Here is a 19,361-nt window from a genome sequence, read left to right as displayed (position 1 = left end):
GCATTGATGGCTTTTTCTGACTCTTCCCTTTCAGGTCGGCTGGCGCAGCTGCGCCAGCGTATCGAACAGGCTTGCCTGCAGGCTGGCCGCCCTGCCAATGCGGTGGCTCTGTTGCCGGTAAGCAAAACCTTTCCTGCGCCCGTGCTGGCCCAGGCCCTGGATTTGGGCTTGTCGCGAATGGGGGAGAACAAGGTTCAGGAGATTCGGGACAAGCAGGCAGAGCTGGCCGATCGCGCGGTCCAGTGGGTGATGATAGGCCATCTGCAAAGCAATAAGGCCAAAGATATCGCTCGTTTGGCCAGCGAAGTGCAATCTTTGGACCGTTTGTCGCTGGCTCAGGCCCTGGATAGACACCTGCAAACCGAACAGCGCAGCCTGGATGTGCTGATTCAGGTCAAGACCTCGCCCGAGCCCAGCAAGTTTGGTCTGGCACCGCAAGAGCTGCCTGCGTTCATGCAATCCCTGCGCTCACTGGACACCTTGAAGGTGCGCGGCTTGATGACCATGGCCGTCAATAGCGATGATCCGCAGGCCGTGCGCGCCTGTTTCGCACAGTTGCGCCAGTGGCGTGACCGTCTGGTGGAATTGGGCTATGAACAGGTGCAAGGCCTGTCCATGGGCATGAGCGGAGATTTCGAACTGGCGATTCAGGAAGGTTCTACCGAAGTCCGGCTTGGCTCGGCCCTGTTTGGCGCACGTGACTATGGCTGATCGATATCCGCATCGTTACTAATGCCCTGGGTGAGGCGCTCCGCGCATAATGTCTCTGCGCATCCCGGACGGGATGCTTAAAACTTAAAAAAAAGCGGCGCCAAAAGCGCTGCCTGCATGCACAGAGGAGACATCATGCATTGGAAAAAATTTGGAGCCGGTGTGCTGTTGCTGGGCGCCACCCTGACCGGAACGGCGTTGGCAGCGAACTGGCCTCAGTCGGCAGTGACCTGGGTCGTACCCTATCCCGCAGGGGGCGGTTCTGACGTGATAGCCCGGCTGGTCGCCAAACAGTTGGAAAGCAGCCTTGGACAGACACTGATTGTGGAAAACAAACCGGGGGCTGCCACCATTATTGGCGCAACCTACGTCAGCAATGCCAAGCCGGATGGCTATACCGTGGGTACGGCCGATTCGGGCACGCTGGCCTTTAATTCCTCCCTGTACAGCAAACTGCAGTACGATCCCGCCGCGTTTACCTACGTGGGTGGCCTGGCCCGCTTTCCCTTGATGCTGGCAGTCCCGCAAGAGTCTCCGTACAAAACGGTGGCCGAGCTCCTGGAAGCGGTTCGCGCCCAGCCTGAAAAACTGACCGCCTCATCTGCAGGCAGTGGCTCGCCCCACCATCTGGCCCTCGAAATGTTCAAGCAACGCACGGACAGCAAAATCGTGCATGTGCCCTACAAAGGAGCCGCGCCGGCCATTCAGGATCTGTTGGGCGGTCAGGTGGATATGTCCTTTGTGGATTCCGCTGCCGCGCTCTCTCATATAAAGGCGGGCAAACTGCGGGTGCTGGCGCTTGCCACTCCCGAGCGCAGCAGTCTGATGCCGCAGGTGCCGACCATGGCCGAGGCCGGGATTGCCGATTTCTACGCCTACGCCTGGCAAGGACTGGTAGGCCCTCCCAAGATGGCTGAGGACGCGCGTGAACGCTTGAGCCAGGACCTGATGCAGGCTCTGAAAACGCCTGAACTGGCTCAGCGTATTCGCGATATGGGCGTGGAGCCCATGCCGATGACGTCCGATGAGTTCCGGGCTTATGCCGAGCGCGAGCGTGCCGACTGGGCCGCCGTGATCAAACGGGCCGACATCCGCCTGGACTGACCGGAATGCGGTCGGATGCGACCGCATCATCAGGCGGCATATTCATCGCCGTAACGTTTCAGGCCGTCCAGGTCCAGAACCTGGACGCCCCCATACTTGATCAGTAACAGCCCTTCGTTTTCCAGCTGACGCAGGGCCTGGTTGGCCCGTTGGCGCGACACCCGCGCCAGATAGCCGATCTCTTCCTGGGTGATGTCCAGGCGCAGACCTTTTCCGGGGTAGAGCAGTGGATTGAACAGCTCTGCCAGACAACGTGCCACGCGGGCATCGGGCGTAGACAGGCTGTTGTACTCAGCCTTGCCGATAAATTGCGCCACACGTTCATTGAGCTGATGCAGGAGGTAGCGGTTGAAAGCAATGCTCTGGTCCAGCAAATCGTTGAAACTGTGCATGGGCAAGCGGGCCACCTGGCTGTCGCGCAAGGCCACCACATCGTATTTGCGCTCTTCGTTTTTCAGCAAGGAGCCTTCCCCTATCCAGCCGCCGGCTGGCACCCCGGTCATGGAGGCGATCTTGCCCTCAGAGTTTCCGACCGACACCTTGAGCAAACCCGAGAGCACACCAATCCAGGCTGTGGCGCGCTCTCCCTTGCGTTCGACGATGGCTCCGGCCTCGTAGGCGGTAATGAGCGTGTCGCGGCGCACTCGCTCTTGCAGCTCCGGCGTCAACAGGCGAAACCAGGCGGCTCGCTCGGATAAAGCATCTACAACATGCATGAGGATTAACCCTCGATAAAGGTCGAATGTCATGTCCGTGACAATCTTCGGGACGGGCAGCCGATAACTTGATTAATAACAGGCTGCAAATAGCGTGAAGGCATAACATGTGCCTTCTGCCGCAATCATAAGCAGCCTCCTGGACCATAACAAGCCGGGAAAATTCGGAGGAGACATGGTTGTGCGGATGGATAAAGAGCAGGTAGCGGGTTTACCCGGCACCTTCCCAGCCTGGATAGAACACCATGCCCAGGTGCGTGGCGACAAAGTCGCCATGCGCGAAAAAGACCTGGGAATCTGGCAGACCTGGACGTGGCGGGAGCTGGCCGAACAGGCCGAGCAACTGGCTGCAGGCCTGGCCGGGCTGGGTGTCAAAGACGGCCAGCATGTCGCGGTGATTGGTGAGAATCGCCCGCGCCTTTACCTGGCCATGATGGCGGCGCAGATGCTGGGCGCCGTACCCGTGCCGCTGTATCAGGATGCAGTGGCTCAGGAGATGCTGCACGTCTTGCTGGATGCCAGCATACGTGTGGCGGTGGTCGAGGATCAGGAGCAGGTCGACAAGTTGCTGGAAGTCTGGGATCAATGCCCGGACCTGGACGCGCTGATCTATGACGACCCGCGCGGTTTGCGTAACTATCAGCAAGAGCAACTGCAATACATCGAGCAGGTCATGGAGCAGGGGCGTTTGCAACTGACGCATGATCCCGATTGCGTACGCCGCATCTGGAAAGCGATTGCTCCGGATCATGCAGCCGCCATGTTCTACACCTCCGGCACCACCGGCAAGCCCAAGGGTGTGGTTCTTACGCATGCGGCCCTGATTGATCGCGGGCTGGCCATTCAGGAGCTGGAATCGCTGACCGATGCCGAGGAAGTCCTGGCGTATCTCCCCCCTGCCTGGATCGGGCAGAACATGTTTTCCTACACGCAGTTTCTGGTGACAGGCTTTACGGTGAATCACCCGGAGTCGCCCGAAACCGTGTCCATAGACCTGCATGATATTGGCCCCACCTATTATTTTGCGCCGCCACGCGTGCTGGAGGGCTTGCTGACGCAAGTCACGATTCGCATGGAAGATGCCAGCGCCCTCAAACGCGGACTGTACAGGCGTTTTATGGCCTTGGCTCAACGCGTGGGCGTGAAGATTCTGGACAAACGACCCGGTGTGGGCCTGTGGGACCGGCTGTGCTATGGCCTGGGCAATATCCTGATCTACGGCCCCTTGCGCAATGCCCTGGGCATGAGCCGCGTGCGCGTTGCCTACACCGCTGGCGAGGCGATTGGCCCGGATCTGTTTGATTTTTATCGTTCCATCGGCATCAACCTGAAGCAGCTCTATGGCGCTACCGAGACGTCTGTTTTCGTGTGCGTGCAGGAAGATGGTCATGTGCGGGCCGACACCGTGGGCCCACCTGTGAAAGGGGTGGAAATCCGCGTGGCCGATAACGGCGAGATTCAGGTGCGCAGCCCCGGACTGTTCAAGGAGTACTACCGCAATCCTGAGTCCACCGCCGAATCCTTTACCGAGGATGGCTGGTATCACACGGGGGATGCGGGGTATCTGGATACCGATGGTCAGCTAAAGATCATCGACCGCGCCAAGGATGTGGGCAAATTGGCCGACGGCTCCCTGTTCGCGCCCAAGTACATCGAGAACAAGCTCAAGTTCTTTCCCTTTATCAAAGAGGCGGTGGCGTTTGGTGACGGCCAGAAAGAGGTCTGTGCCTTCATCAATATTGATCTGGAAGCCGTGGGCAACTGGGCCGAGCGCCGCAACCTGCCCTATGCCGGTTATACCGACCTGGCGGGCAAACCCGAGGTCTATGCCTTGATTCGTGACTGCGTGGCGCAGGTGAACGAGGATCTGGCCAGCGACCCCAAACTGGCGGGATCGCGCATCAGCGCCTTTCTGATTCTGCATAAGGAACTGGACCCCGATGACGATGAGCTCACCCGTACCCGTAAAGTACGCCGGGGCTTTATTGCTCAAAAATACAAGGTGCTGGTCGATGCCCTGTTCAATGGACTGGACCGGCAGTTTGTGGAGACAGAAGTGAAGTTCGAGGATGGGCGCAGCGGTCGCATTTCGGCAGACCTGCACATTGAGCGCATGACAGACGCAGCAGCAAGGAGCGCATGATGAGTGAGGCGCAAGTGGCGGGCCGTCGCATAGGCCCGGTGATACTGGATTTGAAAAATATTTCCTTGTCCTTTGGTGGGGTGAAAGCCTTGACCGACATCTCGTTCAACATTCGTGAACACGAGATTCGCTCCATCATTGGTCCGAACGGAGCCGGCAAAAGCTCCATGCTGAACGTCATCAATGGCGTGTATGCGCCACAACAAGGCGAGATTGTTTTACGCGACCAGAGTTATGCCCGCATGAACTCGCGTCACACCGCCGAGCAGGGTATTGCCCGCACCTTTCAGAACCTGGCCCTGTTCAAGGGCATGAGTGTGCTGGATAACATCATGACGGGTCGCAACCTGCACATGAAAAGCGGTGTGTTTGCTCAGGCCTTGCGTCTGGGGGCGGCCGAGCGTGAAGAGATTCGCAACCGTGAATACGTGGAAGGCATCATCGACTTTCTGGAGATCCAGGCCTACCGCAAAACGCCGGTGGGGCGACTGCCGTATGGCCTGCAAAAACGGGTGGATCTGGGGCGCGCCCTGGCAATGCAACCGAGCATTCTGCTGCTTGATGAGCCCATGGCGGGCATGAACATCGAAGAAAAGCAGGATATGTGCCGCTTCATTCTGGACGTGAACGAAGAGTACGGCACCACGATTGTGTTGATTGAACACGATATGGGCGTGGTCATGGATATTTCGGACCGCGTGGTGGTCCTGGACTATGGCAAGAAGATTGGTGATGGGGTACCGGACGAAGTGCGGCAGAACCCGGACGTCATCCGCGCCTATCTTGGCGCTGGCCATTGAGGGGAACGGACATGGCATTTTTTCTTGAAACCTTGTTGGGCGGCTTGATGAGCGGGATGTTGTACGCCCTGGTCGCGCTGGGCTTTGTCCTGATCTTCAAAGCATCGGGTGTCTTTAACTTTGCACAGGGCGCCATGGTGCTGGTGGCCGCTCTGGCCATGGCCCGTCTGTCGCAGTGGATTCCACAGTGGCTGGGTATGGAGCCCGGCTTATTGGGCAATGTGCTGGCCTTTATTGTCTCGGCCATCTTGATGTTTGTGCTGGCTGTCGTCATCGAGCGTTGGGTGTTGCGTTACCTGGTCAATCAGGAAGGCACGACCTTGTTGATGGCCACGATCGGCATCAGCTACCTGCTCGATGGCCTGGGCCAGATCGTGTTTGGCAGTTCGGTGTACTCCATCGATGTGGGGATGCCCAAAGACCCGGCGTTCATCCTGGAGTCCGTGTTTGAAGGTGGTGTGCTGGTCAGTCTGGAAGACCTGAGCTCGGCCGTAGTGGCGGCCTTGCTGGTGGTGGCCCTGGCCATCTTCTTCCAATACACCAGCGTGGGCCGTGCCCTGCGGGCGGTGGCAGACGATCACCAGGCGGCGCAGTCAATCGGTATTCCCCTGAACCGTATCTGGGTTGTGGTCTGGACCGTAGCCGGTTTGGTGGCCCTGGTCGCCGGGATTATCTGGGGCTCCAAATATGGGGTGCAGTTCACCTTGTCGACCGCTGCGCTGCGCGCCTTGCCGGTGGTGATTCTGGGTGGCCTGACTTCGGTGCCTGGCGCCATTGTGGGTGGCCTGATTATCGGTGTGGGCGAGAAGGTGTCCGAGGTGTACCTGGGCCCTTATGTGGGCGGCGGCATCGAGATCTGGTTCGCTTATGTGCTGGCCCTGGTGTTCCTGCTGTTCCGACCACAAGGTCTGTTCGGCGAGAAGATTATTGATCGCGTCTGAGGTGGAGTCGATATGATTTACCGCGAAAATGGTCAGTTCAAAAGCAGCTATCGGGCTGACCAGCAGATTTTCCCCATCCGCCAGGATCGCTATGTGGTGTTGGGCTTGTTGCTGGTGGCATTCCTGGTGGTGCCTGCCATGGCATCCAACTACTTCCTGCAAGCCATTCTGATCCCCTTTCTGATCCTGTCTCTGGCAGCCATCGGCCTGAACATCCTGGTGGGCTATTGCGGCCAGATCTCGATTGGTTCGGGCGCCTTCATGGCCGTGGGGGCATATGCCGCCTGGAACTTTGGCGTCCGTATTCCGGAGTTGCCGCTGGTGTTGCAAATCCTGCTGGGTGGCGTGTTTGCCACTCTGGTGGGCGTGGCCTTTGGCATCCCCAGCTTGCGTATCCGTGGCTTGTACCTGGCTGTCACGACACTGGCCGCACAGTTCTTTGTGGATTGGGCTTTCCTTCGCATTGCCTTTTTCACGAACTATTCGCCTTCGGGCAACGTGTCGGTACCTGCCTTGAGTGCCTTTGGTTTGCCGGTTCAAACCCCCATGCAAAAGTACTTGTTTGTGCTGATCTTCGTGGTGGTGTTTGCCCTGTTGGCCAAGAACCTGGTGCGTGGCGCGATTGGCCGCCAATGGATGGCAATCCGTGACATGGATGTGGCGGCCGAGGTCATTGGTATCCGTCCGGTCTATGCCAAGCTCACCGCCTTTGCCGTCAGCTCTTTCATCATCGGTGTTGCCGGTGCCCTGTGGGCCTTTATCCACCTGGGTTCCTGGGAGCCGCTGGCCTTTGACCTGAATCGTTCCCTGCAACTGCTGTTCATTGTCATCATCGGTGGACTGGGCTCGATTGTGGGCAGTTTCTTCGGCGCTGCCTTCATGGTTTTGCTGCCGGTGCTGTTGACCAACGTGCCGCACTGGTTTGGTGTGTCCATCGGGGTGGATACCGCTTCGCACATTGAGCACATGGTGTTCGGTGCCCTGATTGTGTTTTTCTTGATTGTGGAGCCGCACGGTTTGGCTCGACTCTGGAGTATTGGTAAGGAAAAGCTGCGTTTGTGGCCCTTCCCCCATTAACAGCAGGTAGGCAGTTCATTACAACAACAGCCCCGCCCATCGGGACGGGGTATTCAGACACATGGTACTTATCGGAGGACCAGGAGATGACAACACGACTGAAACGCGCTGTGCTCGGTTTGAGTGCTTGCGCTGCAATGCTGACCATGAGTACAGCCGCTGTGGCAGCCGAGGAACAGTACGTTCCACTGCTGACCTACCGCACCGGCTCCTTTGCGCCATTGGGTATCCCGTGGGCGGACGGCAAGCTGGACTATCTGGCTTTGGTCAATGAGCGCGATGGCGGTGTCAATGGCGTCAAGCTGGTGTACGAGGAATGTGAGACCGCGTACGCCACCGACCGCGGCGTGGAGTGCTACGAGCGCATGAAAGGCAAGAATGGCGGGGCATCGGGTTTTGACACGCAGTCTACGGGCATTACCTTCGCCTTGACTGACAAGGCCTTTGTGGATGGGGTGCCCATTGAGACCATGGGCTACGGCCTGTCGCACTCGGCCAACGGGGCGGTGTTTGAGTGGAACTTCCCCTTGCTGGGTACGTACTGGACCGCGGCGGACGTCATGATTCAGGACATTGCCAAGCAAGTGGGTGAGGACAAACTGAAAGATCAGCGTATTGCCCTGGTCTATCACGACTCGCCTTACGGCAAAGAGCCGATTGCGCTGTTGCAGGCTCGTGCCAAAGAGCAAGGCTTTAAATTGGATCTGTACCCGGTGACGGCGCCTGGCGTGGAGCAGAAGTCCACCTGGCTGCAGGTGCGCAAGAACCGTCCTGATTTCGTTTTGCTGTGGAGCGCCGGGATCATGACGCCTACCGCCATCCGTGAAGCGCAGGCCGTGGGTTACCCCCGCGACAAGATCTACGGCATCTGGTGGGCTGCCTCCGAGAGCGATGTGGTCGATCTGGGCCAGACTGCCAAGGGATACAAGGGCATTACCATCCACAACAGTGCTGCCGATGGTCCGGTGCATGATGCGGTGCGCGAGATGCATGCCAAGGGCAAAGGCGCTGAAAACGGCGACAAGTACGTGGGTACGCTGGCCCACACTCGCGGCATGATGATCTCCATGATGCAGGTCGAAGCAATCCGCGCGGCTCAGGAAAAGTTCGGCAAAGGCAAACACATGACCCCCGAGCAAGTGCGCTGGGGTTTTGAAAACCTGAACCTGGACGAGGCGCGTCTGAAAGAGCTGGGCTTTGAGGGCATCATGCGCCCCATCAAAACCTCATGCAGCAATCACATGGGTGACGACTGGGCGCGTATTGTGCAGTGGGATGGCAACAAATTTGAAGTCGTGTCCGACTGGTATCAGTCCGACAAGAAATTTGTCGATCCGCTAGTCAAGGAAATGTCGGCCAAGTACGCCGCCGAGAAGAAAATTACGCCTCGCAACTGCGAAGGCTAAACCCAGGCGCCCAGGGTTCGCCCTGGGCACTGCATTGCGTGGGGAAGATTATGAGTGAGACCGTAGGCCAAGTGGATGAGACGCCCGCCCTGCTGGACGTCAATGGCATCGAAGTGATTTACAACCACGTCATTTTGGTGCTCAAGGGCGTGTCCTTGCGGGTGCCGGAGGGGCGGATTGTTGCCTTGCTGGGCGCCAACGGTGCCGGTAAAACCACGACCTTGCGGGCCGTATCAAATTTGCTGCGCGCCGAGCGCGGCGATGTGACCAAAGGCCAGATCCATCTGCGTGGTGAGCGTATTGATCAGCTGACGCCGGCCGATCTGGTCAAGCGCGGCGTGGTGCAGGTGATGGAAGGGCGTCATTGTTTCGCGCACTTGAGCATTGAAGAAAATTTATTGACGGGGGCCTACACCCGCTCCTTGTCGCGTGGCGACCTGAGCGCCGAGCTGGACAAGGTCTACCAGTATTTTCCGCGACTCAAGCAGCGCCGTGCCAGTCAGGCCGGCTATACCTCTGGCGGGGAGCAGCAAATGTGTGCCATTGGCCGCGCCTTGATGGCCGATCCGGGCATGATTTTGCTGGACGAACCGTCCATGGGACTCGCACCGCAGGTGGTAGAAGAAATTTTCGAGATTGTGCGGGATCTGAATCAGCGCGAGCGAGTCAGTTTCCTGCTGGCCGAGCAAAACACCAACGTGGCCCTGAAATATGCTGACTATGGCTACATCCTGGAAAACGGCCGGGTCATGATGGACGGACCGTCGCAGGCGCTGGCCGAGAACGAGGACGTCAAGGAGTTTTACCTGGGTGTGTCAGGAGGAGAGCGCAAGAGCTTTCGCGACAATAAATTTTACCGGCGTCGCAAGCGCTGGCTGGCGTAACGCCCAGGAATTTCCATGTATCAGCCGGGTCTGGCCTGTACTGAACAGCAGCAGGATCAGCACAGGGAAAGACCTGCCACCGGGATGCACATGAGGTGCCGCCCTTGGCCTTTTGACGTTTTGAGTTTTGGGCTGCTTCTGGCTACACAGGGTGTGGCTGCGGAGCTTGGCATTGACACGCCTTTGTCTGTGGACAGCAGATTGGTTTGGCGCAGCGTGTTGGGATGCCAATTCATCCCACTGGAGGATAAATGAGCGAGTATTACGATGAGCGCGAGACCCTGGAACCGGACGAGCGCGAAGCCGATTTGATGACCCGTTTGCCGCAGGTGTTGCAGGCGGCAGCCCAGGGCGCCCCTGCCATTGCCAGGCAACTGGAGGGCGTGGAGCTGGCGGCCGTGCGCAGCCGCGAGGATCTGCTGGCCATCCCGGTGTTTCGTAAAAGTGAGTTGTTGCAGGCCCAGCTTCAGGCTCGGGAGCAGGCACGGGCCGGGCAGTCTTCGGCCGCTTACGCGCAGGCTGTCTTTGGGGGCTTTTCCTCCATCTCCTGGGGAGCGGCCCGCAAGGTGTTTGCCTCGCCCGGCCCCATGTACGAACCTGAAAGCCGCCGCTCGGACTATTGGGGTTTCGCGCGTGCCCTGTATGCGGCAGGTTTTCGGCGTGAAGAACTGATTTTCAATTGTTTTTCTTATCACTTCACTCCGGCAGGTTCCATGATGGAAACGGCCGCGCATGCACTCGATTGCACTGTATTTCCCGGTGGGGTGGGCCAAACCGAGCAGCAGGTGCAGGCTATGGCCGATTTGCGCCCTCATGGCTATACCGGCACACCCAGTTTTCTGAAAATCATCATGGAAAAAGCCCAGGCCATGCAAATTGCCTTGCCGGGTCTGAGCAAGGCTTTGTTTTCAGGTGAGGCCTATCCGCCGTCGTTGCAAAAGTGGTTCAGCGAGCAAGGGGTGGCAGGCTACCAGGCTTATGGCAGTGCAGATCTGGGCATGATCGCCTACGAAACCCAGGCTCGCGAAGGCTTGGTGTTGAATGAAAACCTGATCCTGGAAATTGTGCGTCCTGGCACGGGACAGCCGGTGGCCCCGGGTGAAGTGGGCGAGGTCGTGGTGACTTCTTTCAATCCCGACTATCCGCTGGTGCGCTTCGGGACGGGAGACCTGTCTGCCGTGTTGCCTGGACAATCCCCCTGCGGCCGCACCAATCAGCGTATTCGCGGCTGGATGGGGCGTGCGGATCAGACTACCAAGGTGCGGGGCATGTTTGTGCATCCGGGGCAGGTGGAGCAGATTCGTCTGCGGCACAAAGAATTGGGGCAAGCCCGTCTGGTGGTACGCGGGGCCAGTGGCCAGGATCAGATGGTGTTTCAGGTGGAAGTGAGCGCACAGCCCGACGGGCTGGAAAGCGCCTTGGCGGATTCGATCCGTGAGATCACCAAACTGCGCGCCCAGGTGGAGTTTATGGCACCTGGCGCCCTGCCAAGGGATGGTAAAGTCATCGAGGACCAACGCAGCTACGATTAATTTGCCATATAGATATGCACACAAGTAGCGTTCGGGCTGCGGTACTATTTCAGGAAAATAGCCAATACCTATATCTTTTGAGGAGAGCCCGATGCGCTTTGTGCCAGTTTCTGCTGTTGTCCTGGCCTTGATGGCCAGCCTGCCTGCTGCCCAGGCAGCCACCTTGGACAATGTCCAACAGCGCGGCCACGTGCTGTGTGGCGTGACCACCGGTTTTGCCGGGTTTTCGGCCCCCGATGACAAGGGGACCTGGACGGGCCTGGATATTGACGTATGTCGTTCGGTGGCGGCGGCCACCTTGGGTGATGCCAGCAAGTTCAAGGCGGTGCCTTTGAACTCCCAGCAGCGCTTCACAGCCTTGCAATCGGGCGAAATTGATCTTCTGGCCCGTAATACCACCGTGACCCAGCAGCGTGACACGGCGCTCGGTGCCATTCATGCCGGCATCAACTTTTACGATGGCCAGGGTTTTCTGGTGTCCAAGAAGCTGGGCGTGACCAGTGCCAAGGAACTGAACGGCGCTACCGTTTGCATGCAGACTGGCACGTCCAACGAAAATACGATGGCCGATTGGGCACGTGCCAACAAAGTTGACTACAAGCCAGTCGTGATCGAACAGTTCAACGAAGTGGTCAATGCTTTTGTGGCGGGTCGTTGTGACGTGTTTTCCACTGACGCCTCCGGTCTGGCGTCGATTCGCATCTCCAAAATGGAGAACCCGGACGATTATCTGGTTCTGCCAGAAATCATTTCCAAAGAGCCTTTGGGTCCCTTCGTTCGTCAGGGCGACGATGCTTGGCTGAACATTGTGAAATGGTCCCTGCAAGCCAGCTTCAATGCCGAAGAGTTGGGTGTGACGGCCGCCAACGTGGATGAAAAACTCAAAAGCGACAATCCCAACATTCAGCGTCTGCTTGGGGTGACGCCAGGTGCCGGCAAGAACCTGGGCCTGGACGAAAAATGGGCTTACAACATCATCAAGCAAGTCGGTAATTACGGCGAGTCTTTCGAGCGTAACGTGGGTAAAGGCAGCCCGCTGCAGATCGAACGCGGCCTCAATGCCCTGTGGATCGACGGCGGCCTGATTTACGGTCTGCCTATTCGTTAATCCTTTCGGAGTTCACGATATGCAAAAAGCAGCTCTCTTTGAGAGCTGCTTTTTTATTGACTGATGGGTCTGGGGGCTATGACGTTGCTGTGCGTTTTGCTCTTGGTCCCCGGATGGTGTGCGCTGCCCCGGGGACTGGTGGTGTAGGTATCGTCGTGGGGTGGAACACGGCCATACCTGGTCTGTCTAACTGCTGCGCACGGCTTTCGTATGGAAGACGTGCTGGATTGTTTGCCCCAATATGCCAAGCCTTACGGAGCAAACCGGAAGACCTAATTCTTGCGCCTCAACACCAGGGAAATCTTGGCAAAGGCTACTTGCAGATCCTGTGTGGCACCTTGAAAAATCACGGGACGACCACGTCGGGTAAAGCAGATCAGACGCTTGGAGTTGAACAGCGGCACAAATTTGGCAAAGTGGATGTCCTGCCATTGCACTTGCCGCTTCATGATCCAGCTCTGGCGTATGCCGGTCTGGTCAATTGTGGTGACCCCATGCCACATGTGCCAGGCAATCAGAATCAGGCCGGTAAACAGCAGTACCAGACTGCCCGCCAGCACGGGGCTGATAGCCGCCCCTTGCGGAGAGCCGGCGACCAAGGCAAACCGCACCCCGATCAGGGCCAGCACGACCCAGGCACTGGCAGCGACCCATTTGGGCCAGGAGCGGCCTTGAATGGGAAGCGGGCCCAGGTCGCTTAACAGGGCGTCAATTTCCTCTTTGGTGGGGGCTTGGCTCATCAGCACGCGGCGGCCCCTTGCTTGCGGGCGGCCAGGGCGTTACCGGCATTGCTGGCCGATTTACGCTTCAGGTGAGCCGAAATCCATTGTCCCGTCTCTACCACGGCGTTCAGATCAATGCCGGTCTCAATATCCAGGCCTTGCATCAGGAACAGTACATCTTCAGTCGCGACGTTGCCGGTTGCGCCCTTGGCGTAGGGACAGCCGCCCAGACCGGCCACGGAGCTGTGGAAAATATGAATGCCAGCCTGCATGGACGCGACGATATTGGCAATGGCCTGGCCGTAGGTGTCGTGGAAGTGGCCGGACACATGAGCTGGGTCTATGTGCTCGGTCACCATGCGCATGAGGTCATAAACCTGGCGGGCCGTGCCTACGCCGATGGTGTCGGCCACGTCGATTTCATCACAGCCCAGTTCAATCAGGCGCTTGCCGACTTTCAGTACGTTGGACGGGGCTACCGCACCTTCATAGGGACAACCGAAAGAACAACTGATGGAGCCGCGCAAACGCAAACCGGCTTCTTTGGCAGCCTGGGCAACGGGGGCAAAGCGCTCCAGCGATTCTTCGATGCTGCAATTGATGTTGCGCTGGGAAAATGCCTCGCTGGCGGCGGCGAAGATCACCACTTCGTCCGCCTTGGCGGCCAGGGCACCTTCAAAACCACGCATATTGGGGGTCAGGACGGAATAAATCGTGCCGGGGCGACGGTCGATCATTGCCATCAACTCGGCGCCGTCGGCCATTTGCGGTACCCATTTGGGCGACACAAAAGAAGCTGCTTCCACATTCACAAAGCCAGCATGAGACAAACGGTTGACCAGCTCGACCTTGACGTCGGTGGGGATGAATTCTTTTTCGTTCTGCAAGCCGTCCCGGGGGCCGACCTCCACAATCTTGACGCGCGATGGGTATGACATGAAGTTTCCTGAAGGGATAGAGGGCTGGGGCCCGCAGGCCCTGACGTAATCGTCATGATACCTCTTGAGGGCCGGGGCTGGCGCCCTAGGAACTGCCCTATGGTTCTTAAGGCTTCAAGCGTTGAAAGCGGCCGTCGGGCAGGGCCTCGATACAGCCTGCCAGCTCCAGCTCGGCCAGGAAGGCGGGCAGTTCGGTAGCCAGCAGGCCGGTACGACGCATCAGTTGCTCCGGAGTCAAGGGGGCAAAGTCGATGCGCTCCAGGATGGGACGTAGTTCCTCGGGCAAGCTGTCATGGGCATGTGGCGTGGGTCCGGGCCGGGCAGGCGTGTCCCGGCAGACGTCGCCTTGGGCATTGCCCAGCTCGTCCAGAATATCTTGGGCGCTTTCAACCAGCTTGGCACCTTGACGAATCAGAGCGTGGCAGCCTCGAGCCAAAGGGGAGTGAATGGAGCCGGGAATGGCAAAGACTTCTCGCCCCAGCTCCCCGGCCAAACGGGCGGTAATCAGCGAACCGCTTTGTTTGGCGGCCTCCACCACCAGTACGCCCTTGGACAGCGCAGCCACAATGCGATTTCGACGCGGAAAGTGGTGGGGCAGGGCCCGTGTTCCCAGAGGGAATTCGCTCAGCAACAGCCCCTGAGCGCTGATTTGATGAGCCAGGTCGCGATGGGCGGCCGGGTAGACCAGATCCAGACCGGTACCCATGACCGCTAGGGTGCCGGCACCCTGAGAGCCGGCTTGCAAAGCTCCCTTATGGGCGGCCTGATCGATGCCGCTGGCCAGACCACTGATAATGCACCACCCCTTGGTCGCCAGGGTATGGGCAAAATCGGTCGCGGTTTCCTGTCCGGATTGGGTGGCGTTGCGCGCTCCCACAATAGCCAGCCCTTTACGCTGCAAGATACCTAGATCGCCATTTGCGTAAAGCAGCAGGGGAGCGTCGTGCAGATCCAGCAAGGCAGCCGGGTAGCTGGCGTCAGCCAAGGTCACGATATGGTGGCCAGGCTGTTTGAGCCATTGCACCGTTTGGTCTATGAGTGCCTGCAGCTCTTTCACCGGCTCCTGGTTGAGTTGTACCGCCAGTTCGCCAGGGATATGCCGCGACAGGGTTTGCACCGAGCTTTGGTAGATGTGCGGTGGCAGCCCGCAGGCCGCCAGCAATTGCCGGGCCTGGGCGGGTGCGAGCCCAGGCTCTAGCGACAGGCGCAACCAGGCATGCAATTCTTCCGAAATTTCATCCGAGCTAAAATAATGAGGCATAAGGCAGTGTGGCACGAAACGAAACCGTGTTCGGTGTAACCCCGATATTTTTATCCAGGGTGGATGTCGTTTGGTGACCAGGGCGTCGTGGTGTGCCGGGGCAATCGGATGCCGCTCTGAAACTTGTTTTATTATATCGACTTATCGCTTTTTCTTCGGACATGACAATGGCTTTGCTTCCCATCCTTAAATTTCCTGACCCCCGACTGCACACGGTGGCCAAACCTGTGCAGGAGGTCGATGACCGCATTCGCAAACTGGTCAAGGATATGGCCGAGACCATGTATGATGCGCCCGGTGTAGGCCTGGCTGCGACCCAGGTGGATGTCCACGAGCGGGTGGTGGTAATTGATGTGTCCGAAAGCGGCAATGAATTGCTGGTGCTGATCAACCCGGAAATCACCTGGAAAAGTGAAGAGCTGAAGGTGTACGAAGAGGGTTGCCTGTCCGTGCCCGATACTTATGACAAGGTCGAGCGTGCGGCCAGTATCCGTTTCAAGGCCCAGGACGAGAACGGACAGTGGTACGAGAAAGAAGCCGACGGCCTGCTGGCGGTGTGTGTGCAGCACGAGCTGGATCACCTGGATGGCAAGGTGTTTGTGGAGTATCTGTCCGTGCTCAAACGTGAACGTATTCGCAGCCGTTTGCGCAAGCAGCAGCGTGAAGCCCTGAAGGCAGGGCAATAGTTGCCATGCGTATTGTTTTTGCCGGTACCCCAGATTTCGCTCGTGTGGCCTTGGAAGCGCTGCTAGCCCAGGGCGTTGAGGTTCCCTTGGTCATGACGCAGCCGGATCGCCCGGCGGGTCGGGGTATGAAACTGAGCCCCAGCCCGGTCAAGCAGGCCGCCCTGAAGGCTGCTATCCCGGTCCTGCAGCCGCATAGTCTGCGCCTGGATGGCAAGTACCCCGAGGAGGCCGCCCAGGCCCGCCAGACATTGTTGGACGTGCAGCCCGATTTGATGGTGGTGGCCGCTTATGGTTTGATTTTGCCCAAGTGGACCTTGGAGCTGCCACGTTATGGCTGCTTCAATATTCACGCCAGTCTGCTGCCCCGCTGGCGTGGCGCGGCCCCTATTCAGCGGGCCATTCAGGCAGGCGATGCGGCAACGGGCATCACCATCATGCAGATGGATGAAGGCTTGGATACCGGCGATATGCTGGTGCGCAGCGAGCTGCCCATTCGCGATGACCACAGTGCTGCCACCTTGCATGACGATCTCGCTCAACTGGGGGCGCAGGCCTTGCTGGCCGCCTTGCAGCACTTGCGTGATGGCACCTTGCAGGCCGTTCCTCAGCCAGAGGCAGGTGTGACCTATGCCGAGAAATTGTCCAAGGCGGAGTCGGTGCTGGATTTAAGCCGGCCAGCCAAGGAACTGGAGCGCCGTATTCGTGCGTTTGACCCAGTGCCCGGCTCCACTCTGTCCTTGCCCGGTTTGGAGCAGCCTGTGAAGGTGTGGCGCGCTCAGGTGGTAGAACAGACGCATTGCGCAGAACCGGGTCAGATTCTGAACGTCAGTGCCCAAGGTATTGATGTGGCTTGCGGTGAAGGGGTCTTACGTTTGCTGGAGCTGCAAAAAGCCGGTTCCAAACGCCAGCCCGTCGCCGTCTTTGTGCAGGGCTGGCAATCGCGCTAAGTTCGCGCCAACGAGTCAGGCGCCGGATTGCTTCTGGCGCCGCCACTCCAGCGCTCCAATCACAATACCGCTGGCACAGACCACGCCAATTCCGATCCAGGTAAACATGTCGGGGAACTGACCCCAGATCAACCAGCCCAGCGCGGCGGCCGCCACGATTTGCAGGTAGACAAAGGGGGCCAGCAACGAGGCCGACGCTCGCTGATAAGCCTGAATTTGCAGCAAGTGTCCCAGGCAGCCCCACAGGCCGGTAGAAATCAGAATCAACCATTGGAAAATGGTCAGCTCTTTCAGGGCGGGCAGCGCTGCGGGTAAAAGAAAAGGCAGGGCAATGGTCAGGCAGATGCTGCCAACGGCACCGCTCCAGATCAGTGTGGTCAGTGAGTTGTCCACCGCCACGCGACGGGTCGCGATAAATTGTGTGGCGAACATGCAGGCGGTGATCAAACCAAACATCACCCCAAGCGGGTCCAGGCCGGCCGTTGGTCGGATGATGATGAGCACCCCCAGGAACCCGACTCCGGCTGCTATCCAGCGGCTCAGACGAGGTGGTTCTTTCAGAATCCAGGGAGCGACCGACAGCACCAGCAAGGGTGCCAGGAAATTAATGGACGTGGCCTCAGCCTGAGGCAGATAGCTCAGTGCCGTGAAAAATGAAAAGGTGGACAGCATCATCACGGTGCCACGCAGTATTTGCGCTTTGGGCCGGGTGCTGCGCAAAATCTTGTGTCCTTTGACGGGCAGCACCAGCGCCAACACCAGGGCCAGATGGACCACGTAGCGAAACCAGCACATCACCAGCAAGGGCACGCCAAAGCCCATGATCCATTTGCCACTGGCATCCAGTCCCGACAGCGCCCAGGACGACAGAATCAGGATGAGCACCCCCGCCAAGGGAAAGGCTGTCGGTGTCAGACTGGTCCGGGGCAAGGAGGAAGACTGGGTTGTGCTCATGACAGGCTCCTGACGCAAAGCACAAGGACGGCCGGGTGGCCGTCCTGAAACGAACTTCATCTTAGCGGATTAGCGTCCGCGCAAGGGCAATACCCGTTCGATCGCTGCACCTACTGCCAGCAAGTGTTCGTCATGGTAGGCAGGAGCGGCCACCATCAGGCCGACCGGGGCCTCACCGGCAGCGTGGCAGGGCAGGGACAGGGCGCAGCCGTCCAGGAAGTTGATCAGTGTGGGATTGCGCAAAACCAGGCCGTTGGTGGCGAAGTACACCTCGTCCGAGGCCTGCAGATCGGCAATGCGCGGGGCGACGACGGGTACGGTCGGCATCAGCACGGCATCATAGCGCTCCAGACGGCTCTCGACCGCGCTGATCCAGGCTTGGCGGGTATCCTGCAGTTCGATGTAGTCAGCGCAGTCGATGTCCTTGCCGCGCAGGATGCGCGAGGCCACACGTGGATCATATTGTTCGCCCTTGCTTTGCAGGGTGTCACGGTGAACGGACCAGGCTTCCGCGCAGACAAAGCCGCCTTTGCGGTTGATGTGGGGCAACTGCTCAAACTCGGGCAGGTCAATTTCCTCAACGACTGCGCCGTGCTCACGCAGCAAGGCGATGGCGCGGTCAAAGGCGGCGCGTACCGTCTGATCAATGCCATCAAAGACAAAGGTCTTGGGTACGGCCAGGCGCACGGTTTCCAGGGCAGGAGTCGCCACAGGTACATAAGGTTGGTCGGTCAGGATGGCATCAACAATGGCGCAGCACTCAACAGAAACCGCCAAGGGGCCGTTGGAGTCCAGGCTGCGGGACAAGGGCATGGTGCCTTCGCTGGGGACACGCTCGGCAGTGGGTTTAAAACCGGTCAGGCCGTTAAAGGCCGAAGGGATACGAATCGAGCCGCCGGTATCGGTACCAATGGAAAAGACCGACATGCCCTGGGCAACCGCGACCCCGGCGCCGGAGGACGAGCCCCCGGGGATACGGGCATTGTCACTATCCCAAACGGAGCGCGGAGTGCCGTAGTGAGGGTTGATGCCCAGACCGGAGAAGGCAAATTCGGTCATATTGGTCGAGCCGATCAAAATGGCGCCGGCGCGCAGCAGGCGTTCCACAATGGTGGCGTGCTGCTCGGCAGGCTCAGCATCTTTAAGCACTGTCGACCCACCCAACGTTATGTAGCCGGCGATGTCATGCAGGTTCTTGACCGACATGGGCAGACCCTCGACCAGCGAGCGGCTCAGACCGGCCGCACGCAAGATGTCGGAAGCCTTGGCCGCTGCCAGAGCCTGTTCGGCAAATACTTCGATGAACGTGGCAGCGCCGTCACGGCTGTCGTCCTGGATACGTTCCAGGGCTTGCCGAGTCAGTTCGACCGAGGTGGTTTCGCCACGATCAAGAGCACGTTGCAGTTCGGTAATAGTCGCTAGCATGGATCA

Annotated in this window: 18 protein-coding genes; 12 read left to right on the top strand and 6 right to left on the bottom strand. The window is 58.8% G+C overall.

Translation table 11 applies throughout. The annotated features are described in order from the left end of the window. Positions 1–6: 6 nt before the first annotated feature. Both V6936_RS14115 and V6936_RS14110 read left to right on the top strand, forming a co-directional pair. Positions 7–711: a YggS family pyridoxal phosphate-dependent enzyme gene (locus V6936_RS14115; RefSeq protein WP_039944033.1), complete on the top strand. Its 705-nt coding sequence runs from the start codon at positions 7–9 to the stop codon at positions 709–711. A 135-nt stretch (positions 712–846) separates the two neighbouring features. Then, positions 847–1,815: a Bug family tripartite tricarboxylate transporter substrate binding protein gene (locus tag V6936_RS14110; RefSeq protein WP_003804856.1), complete on the top strand. Its 969-nt coding sequence runs from the start codon at positions 847–849 to the stop codon at positions 1,813–1,815. Between the two features lie 29 nt (positions 1,816–1,844). Here the strand turns inward: V6936_RS14110 and V6936_RS14105 are convergent, their stop codons facing one another. Next, positions 1,845–2,531 (bottom strand): Crp/Fnr family transcriptional regulator, encoded by a 687-nt coding sequence (locus tag V6936_RS14105; protein WP_059318361.1) that lies wholly within the window; start codon positions 2,529–2,531, stop codon positions 1,845–1,847. Positions 2,532–2,706: 175 nt separating this feature from the next. On the opposite strand from V6936_RS14105, the gene V6936_RS14100 reads away from it, so the two are divergent. The 8 genes from V6936_RS14100 (at position 2,707) to V6936_RS14065 (ending at position 12,422) form a co-directional block, all read left to right on the top strand. Then, positions 2,707–4,674, top strand: a complete 1,968-nt coding sequence (locus V6936_RS14100; protein ID WP_059318360.1) for an AMP-dependent synthetase/ligase — start codon at positions 2,707–2,709, stop codon at positions 4,672–4,674. Continuing rightward, positions 4,674–5,474, top strand: coding sequence for an ABC transporter ATP-binding protein (locus V6936_RS14095; RefSeq protein ID WP_003804850.1), 801 nt, complete (start codon positions 4,674–4,676; stop codon positions 5,472–5,474). Before V6936_RS14100 ends, V6936_RS14095 begins: the two co-directional genes overlap by 1 nt. A gap of 11 nt (positions 5,475–5,485) precedes the next feature. Continuing rightward, entirely contained in the window at positions 5,486–6,415 is a 930-nt protein-coding gene (locus V6936_RS14090) for a branched-chain amino acid ABC transporter permease (RefSeq protein WP_003804849.1), read from the top strand. 12 nt (positions 6,416–6,427) lie between these two features. Next, positions 6,428–7,492, top strand: coding sequence for a branched-chain amino acid ABC transporter permease (locus V6936_RS14085; protein WP_003804848.1), 1,065 nt, complete (start codon positions 6,428–6,430; stop codon positions 7,490–7,492). 137 nt (positions 7,493–7,629) lie between these two features. Beyond that, the gene (locus tag V6936_RS14080) at positions 7,630–8,898 is read left to right on the top strand and encodes an ABC transporter substrate-binding protein (RefSeq protein WP_003804846.1); all 1,269 of its coding nucleotides are present in this window, start codon (positions 7,630–7,632) and stop codon (positions 8,896–8,898) included. Positions 8,899–8,948: 50 nt separating this feature from the next. Continuing rightward, entirely contained in the window at positions 8,949–9,782 is an 834-nt protein-coding gene (locus tag V6936_RS14075; RefSeq protein WP_003804844.1) for an ABC transporter ATP-binding protein, read from the top strand. A gap of 251 nt (positions 9,783–10,033) precedes the next feature. Beyond that, on the top strand, positions 10,034–11,314 hold the full coding sequence (locus tag V6936_RS14070; protein ID WP_003804840.1) for a phenylacetate--CoA ligase family protein: 1,281 nt from the start codon (positions 10,034–10,036) through the stop codon (positions 11,312–11,314). A gap of 91 nt (positions 11,315–11,405) precedes the next feature. Continuing rightward, complete coding sequence (locus V6936_RS14065) at positions 11,406–12,422, top strand: amino acid ABC transporter substrate-binding protein (protein ID WP_219235444.1); 1,017 nt, start codon at positions 11,406–11,408, stop codon at positions 12,420–12,422. 272 nt (positions 12,423–12,694) lie between these two features. Here the strand turns inward: V6936_RS14065 and V6936_RS14060 are convergent, their stop codons facing one another. From V6936_RS14060 to dprA, 3 genes are all read right to left on the bottom strand, one after another. After that, complete coding sequence (locus V6936_RS14060; RefSeq protein ID WP_039944042.1) at positions 12,695–13,162, bottom strand: hypothetical protein; 468 nt, start codon at positions 13,160–13,162, stop codon at positions 12,695–12,697. Beyond that, on the bottom strand, positions 13,162–14,082 hold the full coding sequence (locus V6936_RS14055; protein WP_003804832.1) for a hydroxymethylglutaryl-CoA lyase: 921 nt from the start codon (positions 14,080–14,082) through the stop codon (positions 13,162–13,164). Before V6936_RS14055 ends, V6936_RS14060 begins: the two co-directional genes overlap by 1 nt. A gap of 106 nt (positions 14,083–14,188) precedes the next feature. Beyond that, positions 14,189–15,343, bottom strand: a complete 1,155-nt coding sequence (gene dprA / locus V6936_RS14050) for a DNA-processing protein DprA (RefSeq protein ID WP_336580021.1) — start codon at positions 15,341–15,343, stop codon at positions 14,189–14,191. 167 nt (positions 15,344–15,510) lie between these two features. Here dprA and def point away from each other — a divergent pair, with 167 nt between their 5' ends. After that, positions 15,511–16,029, top strand: coding sequence for a peptide deformylase (gene def, locus V6936_RS14045; RefSeq protein ID WP_003804827.1), 519 nt, complete (start codon positions 15,511–15,513; stop codon positions 16,027–16,029). A 5-nt stretch (positions 16,030–16,034) separates the two neighbouring features. Then, positions 16,035–16,976 carry a methionyl-tRNA formyltransferase gene (gene fmt / locus V6936_RS14040; RefSeq protein WP_059318354.1) on the top strand — a complete coding sequence of 314 codons (942 nt, stop codon included), beginning with the start codon at positions 16,035–16,037 and terminating at the stop codon, positions 16,974–16,976. A gap of 15 nt (positions 16,977–16,991) precedes the next feature. On the opposite strand, the gene V6936_RS14035 is transcribed toward fmt, so the two are convergent. Both V6936_RS14035 and V6936_RS14030 read right to left on the bottom strand, forming a co-directional pair. Next, positions 16,992–17,930: a DMT family transporter gene (locus tag V6936_RS14035; RefSeq protein ID WP_240209203.1), complete on the bottom strand. Its 939-nt coding sequence runs from the start codon at positions 17,928–17,930 to the stop codon at positions 16,992–16,994. Between the two features lie 69 nt (positions 17,931–17,999). Continuing rightward, a complete protein-coding gene (locus tag V6936_RS14030) occupies positions 18,000–19,355 on the bottom strand; it encodes an amidase (RefSeq protein WP_131071172.1) in 1,356 nt (451 codons plus the stop codon). Positions 19,356–19,361: the final 6 nt, after the last annotated feature.

It is taken from the genome of Alcaligenes sp. CHO6 (assembly GCF_037120595.1).
GTDB classification, from domain to species: Bacteria; Pseudomonadota; Gammaproteobacteria; order Burkholderiales; family Burkholderiaceae_B; genus Alcaligenes; species Alcaligenes ammonioxydans.
The sequence above is the reverse complement of the archived record's forward strand: the minus strand, read 5'-3'. Positions and strand labels throughout refer to the sequence as shown.

Coding starts and splice junctions, on each gene's coding strand:
- V6936_RS14115 (WP_039944033.1), top strand. CDS start 7: ATGGCTTTTTCTGACTCTTCCCTTTCAGGTCGGCTGGCGCAGCTGCGC.
- V6936_RS14110 (WP_003804856.1), top strand. CDS start 847: ATGCATTGGAAAAAATTTGGAGCCGGTGTGCTGTTGCTGGGCGCCACC.
- V6936_RS14105 (WP_059318361.1), bottom strand. CDS start 2,531: ATGCATGTTGTAGATGCTTTATCCGAGCGAGCCGCCTGGTTTCGCCTG.
- V6936_RS14100 (WP_059318360.1), top strand. CDS start 2,707: ATGGTTGTGCGGATGGATAAAGAGCAGGTAGCGGGTTTACCCGGCACC.
- V6936_RS14095 (WP_003804850.1), top strand. CDS start 4,674: ATGAGTGAGGCGCAAGTGGCGGGCCGTCGCATAGGCCCGGTGATACTG.
- V6936_RS14090 (WP_003804849.1), top strand. CDS start 5,486: ATGGCATTTTTTCTTGAAACCTTGTTGGGCGGCTTGATGAGCGGGATG.
- V6936_RS14085 (WP_003804848.1), top strand. CDS start 6,428: ATGATTTACCGCGAAAATGGTCAGTTCAAAAGCAGCTATCGGGCTGAC.
- V6936_RS14080 (WP_003804846.1), top strand. CDS start 7,630: ATGCTGACCATGAGTACAGCCGCTGTGGCAGCCGAGGAACAGTACGTT.
- V6936_RS14075 (WP_003804844.1), top strand. CDS start 8,949: ATGAGTGAGACCGTAGGCCAAGTGGATGAGACGCCCGCCCTGCTGGAC.
- V6936_RS14070 (WP_003804840.1), top strand. CDS start 10,034: ATGAGCGAGTATTACGATGAGCGCGAGACCCTGGAACCGGACGAGCGC.
- V6936_RS14065 (WP_219235444.1), top strand. CDS start 11,406: ATGCGCTTTGTGCCAGTTTCTGCTGTTGTCCTGGCCTTGATGGCCAGC.
- V6936_RS14060 (WP_039944042.1), bottom strand. CDS start 13,162: ATGAGCCAAGCCCCCACCAAAGAGGAAATTGACGCCCTGTTAAGCGAC.
- V6936_RS14055 (WP_003804832.1), bottom strand. CDS start 14,082: ATGTCATACCCATCGCGCGTCAAGATTGTGGAGGTCGGCCCCCGGGAC.
- dprA (WP_336580021.1), bottom strand. CDS start 15,343: ATGCCTCATTATTTTAGCTCGGATGAAATTTCGGAAGAATTGCATGCC.
- def (WP_003804827.1), top strand. CDS start 15,511: ATGGCTTTGCTTCCCATCCTTAAATTTCCTGACCCCCGACTGCACACG.
- fmt (WP_059318354.1), top strand. CDS start 16,035: ATGCGTATTGTTTTTGCCGGTACCCCAGATTTCGCTCGTGTGGCCTTG.
- V6936_RS14035 (WP_240209203.1), bottom strand. CDS start 17,930: ATGAGCACAACCCAGTCTTCCTCCTTGCCCCGGACCAGTCTGACACCG.
- V6936_RS14030 (WP_131071172.1), bottom strand. CDS start 19,355: ATGCTAGCGACTATTACCGAACTGCAACGTGCTCTTGATCGTGGCGAA.